We start from the raw sequence: 20,143 nt of genomic DNA on the forward strand, positions 1-20,143 counted from the left end.
GCGTTCACCTCCGCATTAGGATCCTCTAGGTCATTACAATATATTAGTTGGACAACTGTATCGGCACGACACTTACCCCCGTCCATTCGTACAAATTGCTGCGTTAATAGTCGAGGCGTCCTATAGAACGGCATAGGCTTGTCCTTTCCAAAAGGTGTTGGCGCGGTCAGGCGGAGGAAGCATCCGCCTGATTGGTCGTGCCATGCGGTTCAAGCCTGCTGTCCGTCTCTCAGCCCCGCTTCAAAGCCCTCTTGAAAGCTTTCGTTATATGCTTTGTTAAAGGCTTCATTATAAGAATGGCGATATCTCCTGCGCCAGCTCCGGGCCGTTCGTTTGGCCCGGATCTTCGGTCGTTTTACGGATAAGGTCCGGCGGACGGCCCTCGGCTGCTTCCGCACGCTCTGTTTGTGTACTGTACGAGGCTTGGCAGCCGCTTTGCGCTTCCTGACGATAAGACGCACCTTCCGCTTCCTTGCTCGGGGAAAACGGATTTTCCTTTTGGTTCCTCGCATCGTTCTCACCCTCCCTCCATTATCCGAACAACAGCCTTAGCATATGGCCCATTCGCTGCATATAGGTGTGCTCCTGCAGCGTTCGTCGAAGCGCGTTCAACGCCATGGCGCGGCGTTCTTCCTCATGACTCAAGTAATATTCGATTTTGGCTATCAGGTCTTCCGCGTTTTCATAGGTGACGATTTCGGTTCCAGGCGTATAGAAACGGGCGATATCCTCGCGGATATCCGTCAACTGCAGCGTTCCGCAGCTCGAGATTTCGAACATACGGGGATTCGGGGATACGGCTTTAATACCTTGGTTGTTTTTATTAAAGCTCCGGTCGTCTGCAGAACGATGCATATTGATGACGATTTTCGCACCGTTGTAATAAGCGGCCGTCTCTTCGGGATTCATCCATTTGTTTAATTCGATCTTCTTGGCCAGCTCCCGGTAATGCGTGAGCCGATCCCACCAAATGCCGGAGATGTATACGCGCTTATGCGCCAAATAGGGTGCGAGCTGATCGAAAAAGGCTACCCGGTTCCAATAGGCGGAGCCGATGAAGCTGATATCGTAGCGGTAATCGACCGGAATGATTTTCGGTCTGAAGATCGACGTATTGGAAGCAAACGGCAAATAGTGGACGGCGGCACAGCCGTTCTGCTGATAGAACGCCACGCATTCCAGCTCCAGCGTAAACACGACATCGTAAGGCTGCACCCATTGCACGGTAACATCCGAGTAATAAGGATCATCCGTCAGCCAGATGGCCGTTCGGATCCCTGCTTCCCGCAGCTTTACGATCCGTTCCGTCGGCACATGCATCCCGTCGAGTACGAGCACGATATCCGGACGCTTCTGTAATGCTTCCGTGACGAGATCCTGTGCAGGATTTAGGACGATCAGCTCGCGGACGAGCTGCCCCAGCGCCTCTATAATCGATTGGTCCAGCGGAGAGTAAGGAAGCCCTTTTCCCGAAGTGACATAAAGCATCCGCACATCCCACCAGCCCGGAGGCATATTCGGCGTTCCTCGCAGCACAGCCTCGCAGCGGCCAAAGTGGTAACCGTACTCGCGCCCAAGCCGGACCCCCTTCTTCCAGCCTCTTCTCCAGCCGGATCCGGACTTCGGTATGGGCTCTGTCTTAGGCATGGTCATTCCTCCTCATGCTTCAATTCGTATATCCGAGCAGGTTCAGCATTTGCCCGATCCGGGATAAATAAGAGTGCTCCAGAAGCGTGCGGCGAAGTCCGTTGTAAGCGATGGTTCGCCTCTGTTCTTCATGATGCAGATAGTAATCGATTTTGTACAAAAGCTCCTCCGGCGTCCGGTATACGTCCAGTTCAACCCCCGGTGTGTAGTACCGGGTCAAATCGTCTCTTAGATCGGTTAGCTGCAGTGTCCCGCAGGCTGAAATTTCGTAGGTCCTCGGATTAACGGATTGCGCGGGGATGCGCTGACGGTTTTTGTTGTCATCGGGGTGATCATGAGATCGGTGCAAATTGATGACGATTTTGGCCCCGCTGTAATATTTCACGCTCTCCTCTACCGGCATCCATCCTGATCGGATCTGGGGCTTCAACAGTTTGAACTTGGACATCCGTTCCCAAAATCCCCCGGCAATGACCACCCGTTTATGCGCCAAATAGCGGGCGATCCGGTCAAAAAAAGCCGCCCGGTTCCAAAACGCATTTCCGATAAAACAAATATCGCTCTGATATGCGGGCCCGGACGGCTGCGGCTGAAACGTTTGCGTGTCGGCGGCCAGCGGCAAATAGATGACCTTCGGACAGCCGAGGCTCTTATAGAAGGGGATACAGCTTTGCTCATGGGTCAATACGGTGTCATATTTCGGGCCGATCGCCGCGGTAAAATCCGTAAAATAAGGATCGTCCGCAAACCAGACGGCCGTATGGATTCCCAGCTGTCTGATCCGCTCCACCTGCTCCAGATGGTCCGGCGGGAATACATGAAGCCCGTTTAGCACCAGAACCAAATCGGGCCGGTGCTGCTCGGCAAGTTCATGCATGGTCTGAGGTGTACCCACCACCAATTCCCGGACACTTTGCTGAAGAGCCGAGCTCACCCCCTGGTCTATAGCAGGAAAGCCCTGCGGAATATACAGCACCTTCAAGCCGCGGACCGCCGGAACCGCGGGAATGACGTTCGCACGAATCGACTGGCATCGGCCGAAGTGATAGCCTTGCGCATATCCGTTCCGGCGGCCTCTTTTCTCCCCTAATCGCGAGCCGGCCGAGGCGGTTCGCTGCGGGCGGCGGATGAGCCGAAGCTTTACCCCGCGTGGAGCTGCTTTCCTTCGTCGCACGATGAATGTCCTCCTCCTCCGCATCGTTCAGCGGAACTTGGTCGTCCAATCGAACCCGATCGACGGATCGTCGTAGGCGAGCCGGTATTCGTCAGGCTGCTGCGGATCGTAAGCCATGTTGGTGAAATACACAATCGTCGCCGGAGTCGTTCCGAGGACCCGGTAACCGTGGGCTACGCCACGCGGAATAAACAACAGATAAGGGGTTTCCTCATTCATGTAATACACGTCGGTCTGCCTATAGGTCGGCGAATCCGGCCTCATGTCGTGAAGCACCACCTGAGCGTAACCGCTCGGGAAAAACCAGATGTCGTCCTGAAGCTTATGATAATGAAACGCTTTGATGACGCCCGGGAACGAGGCGGACATCGACGCCTGGCCGAAACGGCCGAAGATCGGATCGTCCTCCCGCAGCAGCTCCATGAAATACCCCCGGTCGTCCGCATGTTTGACGAGCTGCTTTTTTTGCACACCCTGAATCATCGTTTTCATCGCCGCTCCCCTTCCGTAAGCCAATCGTTTCTCAGAAAATGCTCCAGCCCCGACTTCCAGTCCCGCATCTGCGGGAATCCGTTCCGGCGCAAGGCCAGGTCGCCCAATGCCGAATACGCGGGCCTTGCAGCGGGCAGGATGAAGGAGTCTGAGGAGACCGGGCGAACCGGAACCTCCGCTTTACCGGCCAGCTCCAGAATGGCGCGGGCCCAAGCCCAGCGCGAGCAGAAGCCCCGGTTGGCGACATGGTACAGCCCGTAACGGTCCGTCCCCAGCATCCGCCCGATGCATTCGGCAAGATCATAGGTATACGTCGGGGAACCGAACTGGTCGTTCACGACCGCCAGCTCTTTACCGCTGCCGGCCATCGCCAGCACCTTCGTCACGAAGTTGTTTCCGTGCTTGCCGTAGAGCCATGACGTCCTCACGATGAAGTGTCTGGAGCAGATCGTCTGCACCAGCTGTTCGCCAGCCAGCTTCGATTTTCCGTACACGTTCATCGGGCAGGTCCGGTCCCGCTCCGTGTAAGGAATGCCTTTCAAGCCGTCGAATACATAATCCGTGCTCACGTGCACAAGCTTGGTGCCCCATTCCTCGGCCGCCATGGCCAGATGGCTCGCGCCGAGTGCATTGATGCGGTAAGCCTCCGTAGGTTCCTGCTCCGCCTGATCAACCTTCGTATAAGCCGCCGCATTCACGATAACGTCCGGCTTCCGGATGGCTGCCGCCTTGCGTATGTCATCCGGATCCGAAATGTCCAGCTCGCGCCGGGTGAAGGGCGCGCACTCGTGCTTCGGGCCAAGCACGCGGAGCAGGTCGTGTCCGAGCTGTCCGCCGGCCCCCGTGATCCATACTCTCATACGCCGCCTCCTTCAGGGGCCTGCGGCTTCGGATTCTGCCTCCCTGTTGTCTCGAGCAGCGGACCCCACCAATCTTTGCGGCCGGCATACCAGGCCACCGTCCGCTTCAGCCCCTCCTGCGCCGAATAGCGGGGCTGCCACCCCAGCTCCCGGCGCAGCTTGGAGGCGTCCATCGCGTACCTTCGGTCATGTCCGAGCCGATCCGCCACGTAGCGGATCAGCGATTCCGGCTTGCCCAGCTCTGCAAGTATGCTTTTTACAATCTCGATATTCGTCCGCTCGTTATTTCCCCCCACGTTGTACACCTGACCCGGGACGCCTTGCTCCAGCACCCGCTCGATGGCGGCGCAATGATCCTCCACATGGAGCCAGTCCCGGACGTTCAGCCCGTCTCCGTATACCGGCACTTCCCGGTTCCCCAGCGCACGGGTAATGACCATCGGAATGAGCTTCTCGGGATACTGATACGGCCCGTAATTGTTCGAACAGCGGGTGATGATCACGGGAAAGCCGTAGGTTTCAAAGTAGGCCCGCGCTAGCAGGTCGCTCCCTGCTTTGCTGGCCGCATACGGGCTGTTCGGCGCAAGCGGGGTATGCTCCGTGAAGAGCCCCGTCTCCCCCAGGCTGCCGTACACTTCGTCTGTCGATACGTGCACGAAACGCCGTACTCCATGCTGCCGGGCCGTCTCCAGAAGCGTTTGCGTCCCGAGTACATTCGTACGCACGAAGGCTTCCGGTTCCGATATGCTTCGGTCAACATGAGATTCCGCAGCGAAATGCACCACGGCGTCGACCGGTTCTTCCGCCAGCAGCTTCCGAAGCGCCCGGGAATCGGCGACATCCCCCTTCACGAAGCGATAATTCGGCAAATGGGCGACGGACGCGGCGCTCTCCGGATTTCCCGCATAAGTGAGCAGATCATAATTGATGAGACGGTCTTTCGGGTGCCGGCTCATCCAGTACAGCACGAAGTTGCTGCCGATAAAGCCCGCGCCTCCTGTGACTAGAAGTGTCGTCATGGCTCCTCACGCTCCATCAGCCGGATCCCGGCCTCCAGCAGCGAACGGTGCGTTCCGGCGTCCGTCCACCACCCCGACAGCAGGCTGTAGCCCAGCCGGCCTTCGGCGGCATAAACGTTGTTGACATCCGTGATCTCCAGCTCCCCTCGCGCCGAAGGCTTTAATGTACGTATGATATCGAACACATCGGATTCATAGAGGTAAATGCCTGTGACGGCATACTTCGAGGGCGGCCGCTCCGGCTTCTCGAGAATGCGGGAAATCCGGCCGTTCACCAGCTCGGGTACGCCGTATCTGCCAGGATCGCCCACCTTTTTCAAGAACACATGTGCGCCTTTGTCATTATGCTCAAATGCTTTAACCGCTTCTTGCAGCGAATCCTCGAATAAGTTGTCTCCGAGCACCACCATCAGCTTCTCGCCGCAGCCCGCGAACGACTCCGCAAGACCCAGCGCTTGAGCGATGCCGCCTGCTTCCTCTTGAATCCGATAGCTGACCTGTAACCCCCAAGCCGCGCCGCTCCCGATGTATTCCGTATATAAACCGGCAGAGGGTTTGCCTATGACCAGCAGGATGTCCCGTATGCCGGCTTCGGCCATTTTGCACAGGGCGTAGTGGATCATCGGATATTTGCCGACCGGCAGCAAATGTTTGTTAAGGATCGTCGTCATCGGGCGCAGCCGCGTGCCGGTTCCGCCGGCCAAGAGAATGCCTTTCATTGCCTTACCCCTTTCTTACTCGAAATACGCTGCTCTAGTTGAATGAATGCTCTGCTGCTATAGTATGCGCCCCCTGCGATTGTCTAGTGGACGAATACCATATCTCCCGGAAAATTGGCAGATGCCCCTGTCCAAGGAGGCCTGGGCTTGCTTCAGGCCAGATGAGGCGTCCATAGACAAGCGCGGGAATTTCATCCACAATTTACAAATTCATTTACTTTATTTTACAAAAATCGAATACAATGAAAGCTAGCTGTTAACTTATCGATAGGGAGTGTTCGGTATTGGTTGCCATGAAGAAATTTTGGATATCCTGCGCTTTATCCTTGAGCATCGCCGCATCCGGTCTGCCGGTACAAAGCTTCGCTGCGGAAGCGGATGATGTGCCTCTGCGTTCGCTCGTGGAGCAATTGAACGGAACGCTCGGCTGGGATGCCGCGACCCGCAGTATTGAAGTGAACGTCGGCAACGATAAAGGATCGTTTAAGCTGGATTCGATGGACGCTTCCATTAAAGGACAGGCCGTCAAGCTGGATAAGAAGCCTTATCTCCAGAACGGCTCGACGCTCGTTTCCGCCGCCACGGCCGCGCAAATCAAGGAGGCCTTCAAAAAGGCGGACAAGCTGCTGTTCAGCTTCTCGACCGTAGGCGATTCGCGCACCGAGCCCAACACTTGGGACGTGTCCGCCCAGGATAATAAATGGCTGGTCAACAGCAAGGTCATGACCCGCATGGCGAATGAAATGCGCGGGCAGCAGTCCAAGATGCTGTTTTTCAACGGCGACATGATCATGGGCTACACGCCGAATTCCGATGTAAACGTGCTCAACCGGCAATATGCCTTCTGGCGCGGACTGGCGTCGACCATTTTTGAGAACGGCATGTATGTTTTCCCGGTGGCGGGCAATCATGAAGTGCAGGACCGCTATACGGACGAGAAGGGAAAAACCGTTAAGAAAGCGACAAAGGCCAACGAGGATACATGGCGCGATAACATGGAGGACGTCATTATCGACGAGAAGAGGTTTGCCGAAATTCTCGGCGAGCAGGTGACCGGCTGGGATCCGAGCAATACGCCGAAGATCGGCATGGATAACATCACGACGGACCAGAAGCAGCTGTCTTACTCCTTCGACTACAAGGGCTCCCACTTTGCCATCATTAATACCGATCCGGCGGGCAACGACTCCCATGCTCCTACCGCATGGCTGAACAGCGATCTGGATAAGGCCAAAGCGCGCGGCATGAAGCATTCGTTCGTCTTCGGGCATAAAATGGCGTACTACTATCAATTCGATCCGGCGAATCCGAAATCGGACGGTCTGGAAGTCGATAAAGCGGCGGCCGATGCGTTCTGGAAAGTGATTCAGGACCATAACGCGACTTATTTCTCCGGCCACGAGCATATCTTCAATATCAGCCAGCCGAACGGAGGCAAAGCGTATCAGGTGCTCGTCGGCTCCGGCGGTTCCCCATTCGAGGCGACGAAGCCGACCGGGAATCCGACCGACCGGATGTACGCCTGGGTCACCGTGAAGGTATACGAGAGCGGTAAGGTACATATCGACGCTTACGGCTTCGATGCTTTCTTCGGACCGACGCAAAATATCAAGAGCTGGGATCTGGAAAACGGCTTCTAATTACCAGGATAAACGGCTACGCCGTCCTTGTCTTACAAGGACCAGCGCGTTTACCAAGGTTGATGCGAAGCTATAAGCTACGAAAACTTATAATTCTTATCAACCCAGGATAAACGGCTACGCCGTTCTTGTCTTACAAGGACCAGCGCGTTTATCAAGGTTGATGCGAAGCTATAAGCTACGAAAACTTATAATTCTTATCAACTGAAAAAGAACCCGTTGAGGCTTGCGAACTGCCAAGCTTCTACGGGTTTCTTATTTCATCGGAACGGAGCCAGCTTCGGATGGGGGCAGCCGTGTGCTCAAGATTGGAACGGCCGTCCGGAAGGATAAAGGGGACCTCCGTACGGAAATAATCGGCATGTCCGCCGATCAGCGATACGGCGCAAATCGTCGCCGGAGCCGTCCGGCGGGCGTTCCAGCGGGGCAGCCTCCCCCGCTCCCATCCTCCCCAGCTGCCCAGCCGGGTGACCGGATCGATGGAACGGCCTGCGGCGTTGACCCCGTAAAGATACAGGACGTCTTCCTTTAAATTGTCTGGAACCGCACAGCGGGGCGAACCGATCTGGATGACGCGTATCGGTGCGGCCCTGTCCGGTTTGAGAAGCGAGGCCGTCAGCACCGCCATCGCTCCGCCCGCGCTGTGCCCGCAAAGGATGAGCGCCTCCTCCGGCGGCGACGCTTCGGCGATCGCTTCGGCCATGAGCCGGGCTCTTCCAGCGGGAGCAGCCGATCCGGAGGTTCGCAAATCCGTGTACGCCTCAGGCAGCTGGCGGATCCAGTGCCGGCTCCAATCTCCGTAAGGAAACAGCAGCTCGGAACGCGTCTCGAAGCCCAGCTGAGCATAATGCTCCATCCAGTATCTCCTGAAGACTTCCATGAAAAGCGGCGCCGTCGCCACGCCGGCCAGACAATAGAACGCGACTTTACGGCTGCCGGCCGGCTTGAACGCTCTCGACATACAGGATCCTTTCCATGATGCTGGGGTGAGAGGAGGTAAAGAACCGGACCAGCGGCGGCGGGTTCACTTCGCCAAGCGATGAGGAGGCCAGCTTCTGGTACATCGTGACGGCCCCCGCCGTGCTTCCGATCAGCTTCAGCCCGTACACATCCGCCGCATGCTCGGCTTGTCTGGAGACGGCGTTCTCAATCGGGCTGGCGGCGAAGGAGAGCAGCGATAGCAGCAGCATGATTAACGGAAGCACAGACAGATCGTGCAGCCTGCGGATGCCCGCCGCATCGCCCCAGCGCCGTACCGACCAGGGCAGGATGCGGCTTCCGAGCCAGAACAGCACGAACGACGAAGCGACGGCTCCGGCCGCGCTCCACTCCAGATGGTGCATGACGTAATGTCCCATCTCGTGAGCCATAATGAGCAGAATCTCCTGCTCGGTCATTTTCTTCAGCGTCGTATCCCACAAGACGATGCGCAGGCTTCCTCCGATCCCATTGACATAGGCGTTGATCGAGTTTGTTTTCTGCGACATGTTCACTTCGTAGACGCGGTCCGCGGGAATGTGGGCCTGGGACGCTAGAGCAAGGATGCGCTGCTCCAATTGAGGGTCCGACAGCCGTGAAAACTGATTATACAGCGGATCGATGACAACCGGTTGGATATACATCAGGAACAGGGTGAACGGAACCGAGATCAGCCAAAGCTTAAGCCACCATCGTCCGCCGCGCCGCAGCAGCCAGAAGGCGACCGCCGCCCCGGCCAGAATCGTCAAGTAATTGATGCCGAAGCTGACCGCTTTATCGCGGAGCCAGCTGGGGATCGTTTGCGTAGAAATGCCGTAATGCCGCGATAAAGCGTAGCCGGTTATTCGCAGCGGCAGAAAGGCGACGAATACGGTAAGCTGCAGCCAGAGCAGGTAAACGGCGAATTGGACCGCCTTCGGCAGCCGGGTGCCTTCAAGCCGCCGCTGCCAGCCTCGGGCATACCCGCAGAAGAGCATGATCAGATAGATACCCCATTCCCACGGATAACTGACAAAATAGAGCCAGTTGCCCATCGCGGAGTAGGTCTTGCTCTGCTGAAGCTGCTCCGGCGTCAGGAAAACGGCAGGATCCGCTTCGGTGCCTTGCACAGAAGGCGGCACGGCATGACCGGACTCATACCAGAGGTACAAGCCGACAGCAGCGGCGTATATTAGAAGGAACAGAATGTATCTACGGACGAACGGGGGACGGCTGGACATGAAATCCTCCTTTGCAAGCTGCGTGAACTCGGAATATGGGATCGTTTGACCTTATCATACAATGTTCAGATCGGCGAAAACAACTTGGTCCCCTGCGGCTTGTGAAAGGATTCGCAGAAGCACAAATAGCCGCCCGTGAGGGCGGCTATTTGGAGAAAACAGATAGCTAATGCGTTAATCCGATACCCGGCCGATCGCGATCCAGTTCACCAGACCTTGCAGCTCCGGAGAGAACCTGCTGCGAACCACCTCAAGCGTAGCGCTGCCGGGTTGCTTTTCCTTCACGACGGCATAGCAGGCAGATTGATTGGTCGTAGCCACCAGCACGTATCCGTCGTCCGTAAATGGCCTCTCGAAGATCAGCTTCACTTCCGCTTTCTCTTCCTCTACCTTCAGAAGGAACATGCTGAGTCCGAACTGCTGGATGGTAGGCAGGGCAGCGGACGATTGCACCGGCTGGAACGTCAGATGCTTCAGGCCGATGGTCCGTTCGGTCAAATGCTCTGCGCCGACGCATCCTTGCTGAAGGTGCGTTCCGTTAACGGAGCCTGCCTGCAAATGCGAGGCCCGGACGGCTTCCGTCTGCAAATGGGCGGCCGATACGCTGCCGAGGGCAAGATGCGCCGTACTTACGGCACCTTCCGCAAGTTGCTCGCTTCCTACTGCTCCCGGCGTCAGGTGCTCCGTGCTTACGGCTCCGGTTTGCAGGTGCTGACCGCTTACCGAGACTGCAGACAATTGATCGCTTCCTACTGCGCCTGCCGCGAGGTGCGTCGTGCCTATGATTCCTTGCTGCAGATGCTGGCTGCTTACGGCTCCTTCTGACAGCTGATCGCTTCCTATTGCTCCCGCCTCAAGGTGCGTCATGCGTATCGCGCCGGCTTGCAGATGCTGGCTGCTTATGGCTCCTTCCGCTAGCTGCTCGCTTCCTACAGCGCCTGCCGCAAGGTGCTCCATGCCTACGGCGCCGGTTTGCAGATGCTGGCTGCTTACGGCTCCTTCCGCTAGCTGCTCGCTTCCTACAGCGCCTGCCGCAAAGTGCTCCATGCCTACGGCGCCGGTTTGCAGATGCTGGCTGCTTATTAAGCCTGCGGATAGTTGCTCGCTTCCTATGGCTCCAGGCGCTAGGTGTCCCAGGCTTACGGATCCGAGCTGCAGATGCTGACCGCTTACCGATCCTTCCGCTAGCTGTTCGCTTCCTACAGCGCCTGCCGCAAGGTGCTGCGTGTTTACGGCTCCGGACTGCAAATGCTCGCTGCTTACGGCACCTGCAGACAGTTGTTCGCCTCCTATGGCCCCAGGCTCTAGATGTCCCAGGCTTACGGATCCGAGCTGCAGATGCTGACCGCTTACCGATCCTACAGCTAGCTGCTCGCTTCCTACCGCTCCCGCCGCGAGGTGCTCCGTATTTATGGCTCCGGACTGCAAATGTTCGCTGCTTACGGTACCTGCAGACAGTTGTTCGCCTCCTATGACTCCCGGCGCTAGGTGTCCCAGGCTTACGGATCCGAGCTGCAGATGCTGACCGCTTACCGATCCTTCCGCTAGCTGCTCGCTTCCTACCGCTCCCGCTGCAAGGTGCGTCGTGCCTACGATTCCTGGCTGCAGATGCTGGCTGCTTACTGCCCCTTCCGACAACTGATCGTTTCCTACCGCTCCTACCGCAAGATGTATCGTGCTGACGATTCCTGGCTGTAGATGCTGGCTGCTTACTATACCTTCAGACAGCTGCTCGCTTCCTATGATACCATGCGCTAGGTGCACCTTGCCTACGGCTCCGGCCTGCAGGTGCCGACCGCCTACCGCCCCTTCCGCTAGCTGTTCGCTTCCTACCGCGTCTGCCGCTAGGTGCGTCGTGCCTACGATTCCTGGCTGCAGATGCCGGCCGCTTACCGCCCCTTCCGCTAGCTGATCACTTCCTACCGCGTCTGACGCTAGGTGCGTCGTGCCTACGATTCCCGGCTGCAGATGCTGGCCGCCTACCGCCCCTTCCGCTAGCTGTTCGCTTCCTACCGCGCCTACCGCTAGGTGCGTCGTGCCTACGATTCCTGGCTGCAGATGCTGGCCGCCTACCGCCCCTTCCGCTAGCTGTTCGCTTCCTACCGCGCCTACCGCTAGGTGCGTCGTGCCTACGATTCCTGGCTGCAGATGCTGGCCGCCTACCGCCCCTTCCGCTAGCTGTTCGCTTCCTACCGCGTCTGCCGCTAGGTGCGTCGTGCCTACGATTCCTGGCTGCAGATGCCGGCCGCTTACCGATCTTTCCGCTAGCTGCTCGCTTCCTACCGCGTCTGCCGTTAGGTGCGTCGTGCCTACGATTCCTGGCTGCAGATGCTGGCCGCTTACCGCATCTTCCGCTAGCTGTTCGCTTCCTACGGCTCCTGCCTCAAGGTGCGTCGCGCCTACGATTCCTGGCTGCAGATGCTGGCCGCCTACCGCGCCTTCCGCTAGCTGTTCGTTTCCTACGGCTCCTGCCTCAAGGTGCGTCGCGCCTACGATTCCTGGCTGCAGATGCTGACCGCTCACCGCGCCTTCCGCTAGCTGTTCGCTTCCTACCGCACCTACTGTTAAGTGCTCCGTTCCTACTGCACCAGCCTGCAAGTGCTGGCCAATAACCGCGCCTTCCGCTAGCTGTTCGCTTCCTACCGCACCTGCAGTTAAGTGCTCCGTTCCTACTGCTCCGGCTTGCAGGTGCTGACCGCTCACCGCGCCTTCCGCTAGCTGTTCGCTCCCTACCGCTCCCGCGGTTAGGTGCCCGGCGCTCACCGCCCCGGTTTGCAAATGCTGTCCGCTTACGACTCCCTCTTTCAGCTGATCGCTCCCTACCGCGCCTGCGGTCAGGTGGCACGTGCTCACCGCGCCGGCTTGCAGGTGCTGACTGCTTACCGAGCCGTCCGTCAGCTGCTTGCTTCCGACGGACCCTACTTTTAAATGGGCTGCCGTTACCGAGCTGGGGGCCAGCTGCTGGCTTCCCACGGATCCCGCAGTCAAATGCACTGCGCTGATGATCCCCCCTTGCAAGTGCACTCCTTTCACGGCGCTTGCGCCAAGCTGCTCGCTTCCTACGGCACCTATAGCCAGATGCGTTGCGCGCACGATGCCCGATTGCAAATGATCTCCGTTCACCGCACCTGCGGCCAAATGCTCGCTTCCCACGGCGCCTGCAGTCAGATGGGCCGATCGGACGATGCTATCCTGCAGGTGCGCTTCGTTCACGGCGCCTGCCGCCAGCTGCTCGCTCCCCACGGCTCCCGTTGCTAAATGGACCGCGCTCACGATACCCACTTGCAGGTGTGCCCCGTTTACCGCATCTTCGGCCAACTGCTCGCTTCCCACAGCACCCGCGGCCAAATTCCCGCTTCCCACGGCACCTGCTGCCAAATTCCCGCTTCCTACGGCTCCCTCGGCCAAATGCTCGCTTCCTACGGCTCCCTCAGCCAAATGCTCGCTTCCTACGGCTCCCGCGGCCAAATGGATCGCGTTAACAATTCCCGCTTGCAGATGCTCTGTACTTACCGCACCTTCTTCCAATGACGGCTTCTCCTGATTTTGCGTCTCAGCCGATTTGTTGGCTTCGGAGCGGATTTCGCCGAAGAACTCCTGCAAGCTCGGTTCCAGATGAAGAACGGATACCGTACCGGGCAGCAAATGATATCCGGATAAAGATTCCTGCTTAACATGGAGCCCATCGATGCTGTCTACGCTCAAATGTTCCGATGTCACCGCGCCTGCAGCCAGCTTATCGCCCGTGACGGTTCCCTGGGCCAAATGCGTTCCGCTCACCGCGCCTGCAGCCAGCTGGGGTCCTCCGATAATGCCATCAACGAGGTGCCAGCGCCGCACCGCGCCTTCGGCGATTTGCAGCGGCGTAACGGCTCCTTCCGACAGCTGATCGCTGCCGATGGCTCCAGGCGTTACGTGAATCCTGGATATCGCGCCCGCCGAAAGCTGAACTTCACCGATGGCTCCATCCGCGATATGCCAGCGCCGTACCGCGCCGTCCGCCAGCTGCTCCGCCGTGACGGCCGCGTCCGATAACTGCTCGCTGCCGATTGCGCCCGGCGAGATATGTCCGGCAAGCACGGCGCCTGCCGCCAGCGCTTCCGTCCCTACCGATCCCGGAGCCAGCTTCTCCGAATCCACCGCGCCGTCCGCCAACTGCTCGCTGCCGATCGCGCCCGGTGCGATATGCTCGCCGGTCACGGCGCCGATCGCCAGCGCTTCCGCGCTTACGGCGCCTGCCGCCAGCTTGGAAGCAATCACCGAGCCCTCTGCAAGCTGCTCACTGCCGATCGCGCCCGGCACAACGTGCGTGCTGTTCACGGCACCCGCTGCGAGCTGTTCGGCCCCTATGGCCTCATCGATCACGTGCCAGCTGCGAACTGCGCCATCGGCCAGCTGCAGCGGAGTGATCGCTCCGTCCGCCAAGTGCCGGCTGCCGATCGCCCCCGGCACGATATGCTCGCTGTTTACCGCGCCGATCGCCAGCGCGTCAGCTCCCACGGCGCCTTCAGCCAGCTTCGCCGCATTCACCGCGCCGTCCGCCAGCTGCTCGCTGCCGATCGCCCCGGGCACGATATGCCCGCCGGTTACCGTACCGGCTGCAAGTGCCTCCGCGCCTACTGCGCCTCCTGCCAGCTTCGCCGCGTCGATCGCTCCGTCCGACAGCTGAGCATTGCCGACCGCGCCCGGCGCAATATGCTCGCCGCTAACCGCCCCGGCCGCCAGAGCCTCGGCTCCCACTGCCCCTTCGGCCAGCTTCGCTGCATTAACCGCGCCGTCCGCCAGCTGCTCTGCACCGATGGCGCCCGCCGCCAGATGCGCGCTGCTTACGGCACCCTCGGCAAGCTGCTCCGATCCGATCGAGCCGTGGGACACGTGCCAGCTTCGGACGGCCCCCTCCGCCAGCTGCAGCGGCGTAACCGCGCCCTCGGCAAGCTTCTCTGCCGTAACGCTGCCGTCGGCAAGCTTGTCGCGCAGTACTGCGCCCGGTGCGATTTGCACCGCCTTGACGGATGCTTTGCCAAGATGGACGCTCTGCACGGCTCCAGGGGACAGATGTTCGGATTGAACCGCTTCTCTGCCCAGCTTCTCGGAGGTAATGCTGCCCTGCGCCAGCTTGGCGGAGGTGACGGCCAGATTCGTTAGCTTATCCGTGGATACGGATTCCGTCGACAATTTGGATGTCGTCACGCTGTGATTGCCGAGATGGCCGGAATGGATGGCATTCTCCTGAATATGCTGCGACTGCACGGAGCCGTTCCCCAGCTTCTCGGAGCTAATGGAATGGTCCTGCAGCTTGTCGGAGGAAACCGAGCGGTCCTGCAAGTGCTCCGTCCCTACCGATTTCGCGCTCAAATGCTCCGGTTGAACGGCCCCCCTCGAGAAGTGAAGGGACTGCAGAACGCCTGCCGCCAGATGATCGCTTTGAACCGCCTTCTTCGCAAGCTTTGAGGAAACGACCGCTTGTTCCGCCAGCTTGTCGGTTGTAACCGAGCTCTCGGATAACTGGGATGCCCCTACGCTCGATGAGGCCAGCTTCTCCGAAGAGACGGAGCCGCTCGCAAGATGACGGGCTTCCACGCTGCCCGCAGTCAGATGCTTGCCTTCAATAGTGCCTTCCTGTAAATGCTGTCCTTGAATGGCGCCTTTCGCCAGTTTTTCAGGCCCGATTGCTCCGTCCTTCAAATGCGAGGAATGCACGGCATTGTCCGTCAAATGAACCGATTCGATTTGCTTGGGAGAAATGTTTTCGCTCCGAATCAGTCCGGGGGTCAAATGGTCGTGAAGCACCGTGTTTTGCTTCAGATGCTCGGAGGATATGCTCCAAGGCGCCAGCTTTTCTTCGGTAACGGATTGAGCGGCCAGCTTATCGGACATGATGACGGCATCGGCCAGCTTGTCGGCGGTAACGGAAGCGTCTCGCAATTTCTCGCTCGTAACCGCTCCATCGGCGAGCTTTGCCGTGTTCACCGAATAATTGGCCAGGTTGGTCGTGTGAATGCCTCCGCTTTTGATTTTCTCGGAGGTAATCGATTGGTTCAGAATCAACTCCCCCGTAATGGCCTCCAACGACAAATGCTTGGTCTGGATGGAACCTTCGGCGATTTTCATCGCATCGATCGTTTTGTCGGCCAGCTTGTCGGAGGTGATGCTGTTATCGAGCAGCTTCTCGCCGCTGAGGGAACGATCTTGAATTTTCTCCCCCGATACCGAGCCCGGGGCCAAATGGTCCTCCGTTACCGATCGGAAAGCAAGCTTCTGGGAAGTCACGCTCCGGTCGTTCAATTTGGATTGATCTACCGCGTAATCGGCCAGGTTTTCCTTCGTGATGCTGCCGCGCCTGATTTTGGTGCCGTCGATGGCGGCGCGGGCGATTTTCTCCGTGGTGACCGACTCGTCTGCCAAATCGTCCGTATAAACGACCGGTCCGGAAACCGAAGCCGTTTTACGTTCGGAAATCAGCTTGCTGGGCACAATTCTGACGATGGTCGGCGGCGCCTCCGATGCTTCAATATGAGGTTTGACGGTTTGCTGCAGATGCGGATGCGAATCTTGAGAATCTTGAGAGGCTTGAGAAGGCTTGTCAAGCTGCCCCTGCTTGGCGGCGGGATGAGCTTGGACCGGAGTCTCCGGCTGTACTGACGCCGCCTCTGTGATCAAAGTTTTAGAGATGACGACTTCTTCTCTATTCAGTGGGATACTCGGTTTCTCGTCCAACCAGCGCAGTTCATTCACATGCGAATCGATTCGCTTCGTACGGGACGGCCTGTTCTTGCCGGGGACGGGACGGTTTGGTTTGCTCATACGGGGTCCTCCTGTGGGGAACTGTACTTTCTTGTATGGGTGCAAATCACGTGAAAATAGTCCACGTTAATCAATGGTAAGATATGCATTCGCCCGGGGGAAGGTCAAACGCCCGGGGAAAAATGGGCAAACGCACACCCGCCGGCCTGTAAACGACAGGCGTCCGAATCTCCCGCCGGATTCTTTTTGCGGCCGGGGTTCTCATCGGGGGAACATTGTTTTTTACGAGAGCAAGCCTCATAATGAATTTACAATACTTGTCAACCGGAAGGGGGTTAAGGCTTACATATGACGAATACAATCCAAGCCTATATGGAGAATTATGCAGAATTGGCCGTGAAGGTCGGCATTAACGTACAACCGGGCCAAACGCTGGTGATCACGGCTCCCCTTACCGCTGCGGATTTCGTGAGAATAGCCGTACGCAAAGCTTATGAAGCCGGGGCGAAGAACGTGCACGTGGATTGGGACGACGAGGAAGTGAAGCGCATCAAATACTTGCTGGCTCCCGATGAAGCGTTCGGAGAATATCCGCAGTGGAAAGCCGACGGCTTCCGCGGACTGGCCGAGCAAGGCGCCGGCTTTCTTCAGGTTTATTCGCCAAATCCCGAGCTGCTGGGGGACGCGAAGCCGGAGCGGGTGGCCGCCGCGAGCAAAGCCTACGGCACCGCCATGCGCGAGTACCGCAGTATGATGCAGGCCGGCGAGTTCAGCTGGGCGATCGTCTCCGTCCCCTCCCCCGCTTGGGCTGCCAAGGTGTTCCCGGAGCTGCCGGAGGAGCAAGCGATAGAAGCCCTATGGACGCATGTAGCCAAAGCCGCACGGGCTGACCAGGCACAGCCGGTGGAAGCCTGGAGCCGCCACCTCGCGGATCTGCGCGCCAAGGTGGACCGGATGAACGCCAAGCAGTATAAGCTGCTGCAATATCGCGCACCGGGAACGGAGCTGACGGTCGAGCTTCCGCCCGAGCACCAATGGGTGGCGGGCGGCATTCGCAATGCCCATGGAGTCTACTTCGTCCCGAACATTCCGACCGAAGAAATGTTCACGCTCCCCCGCAAGGACGGCGTGAACGGCACCGTCCGCAGCACGAAACCGCTGAACTGGAACGGGCAGCTGATCGACGGGTTCAGCCTGACCTTCGAGAACGGCAAGGTGACCGCCTGCTCGGCGGAGAAGGGGGAAGAGACGCTGAAACGCATGCTGGCGATGGACGACGGAGCGTCCCGGCTCGGCGAGGTGGCCCTGGTACCGCACGACTCTCCGATCTCGGAGATGGAATTGCTGTTTTATAATACGGGGCTCGATGAGAATGCTTCATGCCATTTCGCTTTGGGGAACGCCTACCCGCTGTGCGTGAGGAACGGTACGGCGATGAGCCGCGGGGAGCTGGAGGCGGTCGGCTTTAATTTCAGCCTGATTCATGTGGACTTTATGATGGGGAATGCGGAGCTGGACATTGACGGCGTAACGCCGGACGGGGTGACGGAGCCTATATTTCGCCGGGGCCGATGGGCGCTTTAACGCGCCCGGCATTCCTCATGACGAAAGCAAGTAAGTATATGATCCATGACCATTCCGGTTGCCTGCATGTAAGCGTAGCAGATCGTCGACCCGACGAACTTGAAGCCGCGCTTCTTCAAATCCTTGCTCATCCGGTCCGATTCGGGCGTGCTTGCAGGAACCTCCTTCATGCTCCCCCAATGATTCACCAGCGGCCGGCCACCGACAAATTGCCAGATGTACCGGTCGAAGGTGCCGAATTCTTCCCTTACCCGCAGGAAGGCTTTCGCATTGACGACGGCCGCCTGCATCTTTAGCCGGTTGCGTATTAATCCGGGATCCGCCAGCAACGCTTCGATCTTGTCCGGGCCGTACCCGGCCACCGTCTCCGGCACGAAGCCGTCAAACACTTCGCGGTAGCGTTCCCGTTTCTTCAGAACCGTGTACCAGCTCAGGCCGGCCTGGGCCCCTTCCAGAATGAGCATTTCGAAGAGCATCCGGTCATCATGCACCGGAACGCCCCATTCCTGATCATGATAATCCGCGTAGAGCGGATCGTCGTTTACCCAGCCGCAGCGCTGCTTCATTCGTTCGATTCCTCCAAATGGGGTAGATTGCTTGGTCATTATACCACCGTGGATCAACCGGATTCAATGGAGTGCATGGCATTCGGCGCTTCCGCATTTTTTGAATGGAACCCAGTATAAACGGCTACGCCGTCCTTGTCTTACAAGGACCAGCGCGTTTATCAAGGTTGATGCGAAGCCTATAAGTTTCGACAACTTATAAATTCTTATCAACGGACAAAACCGGGTATAATCGGGTTACAAACTGTCGGAAATCGAGGGGATGTCATGGATAAGCGATTCACGGTATATGAGCAGCAAACCCGGATGCAGCTGGTCCGCTGGGAAAAGAAGCTGCTCAAGCCCCCCGGCCTGATCGAAAAAACGTCCAAAACCGTGCAAACGCGCATCAACCGGGTCATACCGGATAAAGTCCACTCCGCCATCACCGCAGCTGTAAAAGGAATCGTCCGGACGGCGCTGTTCAGCATGGATTATATGCCGAAGAACGAGCCGCTCGATTACGGATCGCTCGCTTATCGCGACCACCGGGCGGAGGACCTGATCTCGCTGTATAAAAAGCTCGCCGCCGCCGAAGGCGCGGGCACCGGCGCCGGAGGGCTGCTGCTCGGGTTCGCGGATTTCCCGATTCTCATCGGCATCAAGATGAAATTCCTGTTCGAGCTAGCCCATGTGTACGGACGGCCGACAAGTGACTACTGGGAACGGCTGTTCATTCTGCATGTATTTCAGCTCGCCTTCTCGAGCCAGAACAAGAAGCCGGCGCTGCTCCAAACGATTAAGGATTGGAACGAAACTACCGCAAGGCTCCCGGCCGCCGCTTCCTATACCGAGCATGTCGACTGGCAGCAGCTGCAGCAGGAATACCGCGATACGCTCGATTTCCGCAAAATGCTCCAGCTCGTCCCGGGCATCGGCGCCGTCGTCGGCGCTTGGGCCAACTACGGCCTGCTGGAGGAGCTCGGAGAGGCCGGCATGAACTGCTACCGGCTCCGATGGCTGCAGGAGGCCTCTCTACGCGACGAGCCGCCGGCCGATCTGGAGCAGGGCTGGATTAAGCCGTCCGACCGCGGTCGGGATCAGCTGCCGGAGGGCCGGGAAGGGCACGATCCGGACACATATCCAAGGAGGCCGAACGAATGAAGATCAGCAAAGCGAATGCGGAACATTATATATGGGGAGCCGTCTGCGACGGCTGGCACCTCGTGAAGTCGGACGGGCTCAGCGTCATCCATGAGCGGATGCCGGCGGGCGCCGCGGAGACAAGGCACTACCATGAACGGGCACGCCAGCTGTTCTTCGTGCTGACCGGTACTGCCGAGCTGGAGATGGACGGCGAGACGGTCGTGCTCGGCCCGCAGGAAGGCTGCGAGGTGCCACCCGGCATCCCCCATCAAATGAAAAACACCTCGGAAGCCGAGGTGGAATTTCTTGTCATCTCGAACCCGCTGACCCGCGGGGACCGGATTGAAGTCTGAAGGAATGCTTGCAGGCCCGCCT

The 20,143-nt window shown here is 58.4% G+C and carries 15 protein-coding genes; 4 read left to right on the forward strand and 11 right to left on the reverse strand.

Going from position 1 to position 20,143, the window contains the following annotated elements:
• Positions 1-209: 209 nt before the first annotated feature.
• The 7 genes from O9H85_RS14405 to O9H85_RS14435 form a co-directional block, all read right to left on the reverse strand.
• The gene (locus O9H85_RS14405; protein WP_269882120.1) at positions 210-512 is read right to left on the reverse strand and encodes a hypothetical protein; all 303 of its coding nucleotides are present in this window, start codon (positions 510-512) and stop codon (positions 210-212) included.
• Between the two features lie 19 nt (positions 513-531).
• A complete protein-coding gene (locus O9H85_RS14410) occupies positions 532-1,647 on the reverse strand; it encodes a CgeB family protein (protein WP_333474204.1) in 1,116 nt (371 codons plus the stop codon).
• A gap of 19 nt (positions 1,648-1,666) precedes the next feature.
• Positions 1,667-2,776: a CgeB family protein gene (locus O9H85_RS14415; protein WP_409348142.1), complete on the reverse strand. Its 1,110-nt coding sequence runs from the start codon at positions 2,774-2,776 to the stop codon at positions 1,667-1,669.
• 72 nt (positions 2,777-2,848) lie between these two features.
• Entirely contained in the window at positions 2,849-3,304 is a 456-nt protein-coding gene (locus O9H85_RS14420; RefSeq protein ID WP_269882158.1) for a dTDP-4-dehydrorhamnose 3,5-epimerase family protein, read from the reverse strand.
• Between the two features lie 5 nt (positions 3,305-3,309).
• Complete coding sequence (gene rfbD / locus O9H85_RS14425) at positions 3,310-4,173, reverse strand: dTDP-4-dehydrorhamnose reductase (protein ID WP_269882123.1); 864 nt, start codon at positions 4,171-4,173, stop codon at positions 3,310-3,312.
• Positions 4,170-5,192, reverse strand: coding sequence for a dTDP-glucose 4,6-dehydratase (rfbB, locus tag O9H85_RS14430; RefSeq protein WP_269882124.1), 1,023 nt, complete (start codon positions 5,190-5,192; stop codon positions 4,170-4,172). The genes rfbD and rfbB overlap by 4 nt, the downstream gene beginning before the upstream one ends.
• Positions 5,189-5,911 carry a sugar phosphate nucleotidyltransferase gene (locus O9H85_RS14435; protein WP_269882125.1) on the reverse strand — a complete coding sequence of 241 codons (723 nt, stop codon included), beginning with the start codon at positions 5,909-5,911 and terminating at the stop codon, positions 5,189-5,191. Before O9H85_RS14435 ends, rfbB begins: the two co-directional genes overlap by 4 nt.
• Before the next feature lie 293 nt (positions 5,912-6,204).
• Here O9H85_RS14435 and O9H85_RS14440 point away from each other — a divergent pair, with 293 nt between their 5' ends.
• Positions 6,205-7,551 (forward strand): stalk domain-containing protein, encoded by a 1,347-nt coding sequence (locus O9H85_RS14440; protein ID WP_269882159.1) that lies wholly within the window; start codon positions 6,205-6,207, stop codon positions 7,549-7,551.
• A gap of 244 nt (positions 7,552-7,795) precedes the next feature.
• On the opposite strand, the gene O9H85_RS14445 is transcribed toward O9H85_RS14440, so the two are convergent.
• The 3 genes from O9H85_RS14445 to O9H85_RS14455 form a co-directional block, all read right to left on the reverse strand.
• Complete coding sequence (locus O9H85_RS14445; RefSeq protein WP_269882126.1) at positions 7,796-8,512, reverse strand: lipase family protein; 717 nt, start codon at positions 8,510-8,512, stop codon at positions 7,796-7,798.
• The gene (locus tag O9H85_RS14450; RefSeq protein WP_269882127.1) at positions 8,478-9,749 is read right to left on the reverse strand and encodes a M48 family metallopeptidase; all 1,272 of its coding nucleotides are present in this window, start codon (positions 9,747-9,749) and stop codon (positions 8,478-8,480) included. Before O9H85_RS14450 ends, O9H85_RS14445 begins: the two co-directional genes overlap by 35 nt.
• A gap of 174 nt (positions 9,750-9,923) precedes the next feature.
• Positions 9,924-16,553 (reverse strand): WIAG-tail domain, encoded by a 6,630-nt coding sequence (locus O9H85_RS14455; protein WP_269882128.1) that lies wholly within the window; start codon positions 16,551-16,553, stop codon positions 9,924-9,926.
• 288 nt (positions 16,554-16,841) lie between these two features.
• Between O9H85_RS14455 and O9H85_RS14460 the strand changes: the two genes are divergently transcribed.
• The gene (locus O9H85_RS14460; protein WP_269882129.1) at positions 16,842-18,077 is read left to right on the forward strand and encodes an aminopeptidase; all 1,236 of its coding nucleotides are present in this window, start codon (positions 16,842-16,844) and stop codon (positions 18,075-18,077) included.
• Here the strand turns inward: O9H85_RS14460 and O9H85_RS14465 are convergent.
• Positions 18,074-18,643 (reverse strand): DNA-3-methyladenine glycosylase I, encoded by a 570-nt coding sequence (locus O9H85_RS14465; RefSeq protein WP_269882130.1) that lies wholly within the window; start codon positions 18,641-18,643, stop codon positions 18,074-18,076. The genes O9H85_RS14460 and O9H85_RS14465 overlap by 4 nt on opposite strands.
• 267 nt (positions 18,644-18,910) lie before the next feature.
• Here O9H85_RS14465 and O9H85_RS14470 point away from each other — a divergent pair, with 267 nt between their 5' ends.
• Together O9H85_RS14470 and O9H85_RS14475 are read left to right on the forward strand one after the other, a co-directional pair.
• Entirely contained in the window at positions 18,911-19,786 is an 876-nt protein-coding gene (locus O9H85_RS14470; RefSeq protein WP_269882131.1) for an EcsC family protein, read from the forward strand.
• On the forward strand, positions 19,783-20,121 hold the full coding sequence (locus tag O9H85_RS14475; protein WP_269882132.1) for a cupin domain-containing protein: 339 nt from the start codon (positions 19,783-19,785) through the stop codon (positions 20,119-20,121). The genes O9H85_RS14470 and O9H85_RS14475 overlap by 4 nt, the downstream gene beginning before the upstream one ends.
• Positions 20,122-20,143 lie beyond the last annotated feature (22 nt).

The organism is Paenibacillus gyeongsangnamensis (assembly GCF_027533625.1).
GTDB classification, from domain to species: Bacteria; Bacillota; Bacilli; order Paenibacillales; family NBRC-103111; genus Paenibacillus_G; species Paenibacillus_G gyeongsangnamensis.

Coding starts and splice junctions, on each gene's coding strand:
- O9H85_RS14405 (WP_269882120.1), bottom strand. CDS start 512: ATGCGAGGAACCAAAAGGAAAATCCGTTTTCCCCGAGCAAGGAAGCGG.
- O9H85_RS14410 (WP_333474204.1), bottom strand. CDS start 1,647: ATGCCTAAGACAGAGCCCATACCGAAGTCCGGATCCGGCTGGAGAAGA.
- O9H85_RS14420 (WP_269882158.1), bottom strand. CDS start 3,304: ATGATTCAGGGTGTGCAAAAAAAGCAGCTCGTCAAACATGCGGACGAC.
- rfbD (WP_269882123.1), bottom strand. CDS start 4,173: ATGAGAGTATGGATCACGGGGGCCGGCGGACAGCTCGGACACGACCTG.
- rfbB (WP_269882124.1), bottom strand. CDS start 5,192: ATGACGACACTTCTAGTCACAGGAGGCGCGGGCTTTATCGGCAGCAAC.
- O9H85_RS14435 (WP_269882125.1), bottom strand. CDS start 5,911: ATGAAAGGCATTCTCTTGGCCGGCGGAACCGGCACGCGGCTGCGCCCG.
- O9H85_RS14440 (WP_269882159.1), top strand. CDS start 6,205: ATGAAGAAATTTTGGATATCCTGCGCTTTATCCTTGAGCATCGCCGCA.
- O9H85_RS14445 (WP_269882126.1), bottom strand. CDS start 8,512: ATGTCGAGAGCGTTCAAGCCGGCCGGCAGCCGTAAAGTCGCGTTCTAT.
- O9H85_RS14450 (WP_269882127.1), bottom strand. CDS start 9,749: ATGTCCAGCCGTCCCCCGTTCGTCCGTAGATACATTCTGTTCCTTCTA.
- O9H85_RS14455 (WP_269882128.1), bottom strand. CDS start 16,553: ATGAGCAAACCAAACCGTCCCGTCCCCGGCAAGAACAGGCCGTCCCGT.
- O9H85_RS14460 (WP_269882129.1), top strand. CDS start 16,842: ATGACGAATACAATCCAAGCCTATATGGAGAATTATGCAGAATTGGCC.
- O9H85_RS14465 (WP_269882130.1), bottom strand. CDS start 18,643: ATGAAGCAGCGCTGCGGCTGGGTAAACGACGATCCGCTCTACGCGGAT.
- O9H85_RS14470 (WP_269882131.1), top strand. CDS start 18,911: ATGGATAAGCGATTCACGGTATATGAGCAGCAAACCCGGATGCAGCTG.
- O9H85_RS14475 (WP_269882132.1), top strand. CDS start 19,783: ATGAAGATCAGCAAAGCGAATGCGGAACATTATATATGGGGAGCCGTC.